Origin of the sequence: Streptomyces sp. SID14436 (assembly GCF_010548465.1) — a bacterium.
Taxonomy (GTDB): Bacteria; Actinomycetota; Actinomycetes; order Streptomycetales; family Streptomycetaceae; genus Streptomyces.
The window spans coordinates 1-1,323 of record NZ_JAAGMD010000283.1; the positions used below are offsets into that span (position 1 = coordinate 1).

General features: G+C 76.6%; 1 protein-coding gene. It reads left to right on the top strand.

The window, feature by feature from the left end; translation table 11 throughout:
* Positions 1 to 1,270, top strand: a 1,270-nt coding sequence (locus tag G3I53_RS10280) for an alpha-lytic protease prodomain-containing protein (protein ID WP_164438256.1), incomplete at its 5' end; no start/stop codon positions are given.
* Positions 1,271 to 1,323 lie beyond the last annotated feature (53 nt).

Genomic DNA, 1,323 nt, shown 5'->3' on the forward strand with positions numbered 1-1,323 from the left:
CACCGCCGGGCCGGTGCCCGGCGCCGCCCAGACGCTGGGCGCCGACCGGCCCTCGGCGCACCTGCTCCAGGCCCTCGGGCGGGACCTGGAACTGACCTCGGCCCAGGCGTCCGAACGCCTGGTCAACGAGGCGGAGGCGGGCACCCGGGCAGGTGTCCTGCGCGCCTCCCTCGGCGACCGGTTCGCCGGCGCCTGGGTGCGCGGCGCCACCTCCGGCGAGCTCACGGTCGCCACCACCGACGCGGCGGACGTCCCCGCCATCCAGGAGCAGGGCGCCAGGGCCGCGGTCGTCGGCCGGACCCTGGCCGACCTCACGGCGGCCAAGGACAGGCTGGACGCGGCCGCCGCCGGCCGGGACACCGCCGACACCCCGCTGTGGTACGTCGACGTCACCGCGAACCGGGTCGTCGTGGAGGCGCTCGACGAGGCCGCGGGCACCGCCTTCGTGGCGGCCGCCGGGCTCGCCGGGCAGGACGTGGACGTCCGGGTCGCCGAGCAGCGGCCGCGCCTGCTGGCGGACATCACCGGCGGCGACGCCTTCTACATCGACGACTCGGCCCGCTGCTCGGTCGGGTTCTCCGTCACCGCGGACGAACAGCCCGGCTTCGTCACCGCCGGGCACTGCGGCGACCCCGGAGACACGACGACCGGGTTCGACCGGACCGCGCAGGGCACCTTCGAGGCGTCCACCTTCCCCGGCAAGGACATGGCCTGGGTGGCCACCAACGACCAGTGGACGGCCACGCCCGGCGTCAAGGCTCAGGACGGCGAGGTCGTCGAGGTCACCGGCTCGGTGCAGGCCCTGGTCGGGGCGTCCGTGTGCCGTTCCGGCTCGACCACGGGATGGCACTGCGGCACCATCGAGCAGCACGACACGAGCGTCAGCTACGCGGAGGGCCGGGTCGACGGACTGACCCGGACCACGGTGTGCGCCGAGCCCGGCGACTCCGGCGGCCCCTACCTCGCCGGCTCCCAGGCGCAGGGCGTCACCTCCGGCGGCTCCGGTGACTGCACCAGCGGCGGCACGACGTTCTACCAGCCGGTGAACCCGATCCTCGCCGACTTCGGGCTCACCCTGACCACCGCCGCCGGGCAGGCGGTCGCCCCGCTCCCCCAGGACGGCGACCCGCAGGCGTGGACGGCCGGCCGGGTCTACGAGGCCGGCGCCACGGTGACCCGGGACGGCGTCAGCTACCGGTGCCTGCAGAGCCACCAGGCGCAGAGCGCGTGGGCACCCGCCGGTACCCCGGCCCTGTGGCAGCGCGTCTGACACCGTTTCCGACGGCGCGCTCCGGCGCCGGCGGCGGCCCCGGTGCCGCGGCC